Source organism: Mammaliicoccus sp. C-M13 (assembly GCF_022386845.1).
GTDB lineage: Bacteria > Bacillota > Bacilli > Staphylococcales > Staphylococcaceae > Mammaliicoccus > Mammaliicoccus lentus.
This window is the reverse complement of record NZ_JAJNHQ010000035.1, coordinates 1-638: the sequence shown is the minus strand read 5'-3', so window position 1 is coordinate 638 and position 638 is coordinate 1. Positions and strand designations below refer to the sequence as shown.

General features: G+C 29.5%; 1 protein-coding gene. It reads left to right on the top strand.

The window, feature by feature from the left end; translation table 11 throughout:
- Positions 1-99 precede the first annotated feature (99 nt).
- Positions 100-638, top strand: a 539-nt coding sequence (locus LQ615_RS13345) for a helix-turn-helix domain-containing protein (protein ID WP_239713623.1), incomplete at its 3' end; no start/stop codon positions are given.

The window sequence follows — 638 nt, the reverse complement described above, 5'->3', positions numbered from 1 at the left end:
TATAGCTTCTTAAACGTTATAAAAATGTTGTCATTGAATACAAATCGTAGATTATTAAGTGAAAAATACCAGAGGTATAAATTATATGGAGTTAATGGATTGTTACCTAAAACAAAAAATAACTCGTATCCGTCATCTTTTAAATTACAAATTATTAATGAGTATTTTGAAAAGGGAATATCACCTGTACAGTTGGCTATTAAATACAATATCCCATCAGATCGCACTGTTCGAAACTGGATAAAACGTTATACTATGGGTAAAGAGAACAAAACATATTCTCCAAAACCCGAGGTGTATACGATGAAAGCAAGAAAAACAAATTTAGAAGAACGCATTGAAATAGTTAAAGATTACATAGAAAGTAATAGTGATTATAAAACAATCGCTGATAAATATTCAGTGACTTATGGTCAAGTTTATAATTGGGTGAAAAAATATAAAAATCATGGTAATGCTGGTTTAGAAGATGGACGAGGCAAAGGGAAACCTCAATCTATAATGACAGAAGATGAAATGAAAGATGCAGAAATTAAAGCATTAAAAGAACGAAATAAATATTTAGAAATGGAGAATGAGGTTTTAAAAAAGCGGAGAGAATTCGAAAGAGAGATGATGAATCAAAAAGTAAACAAATC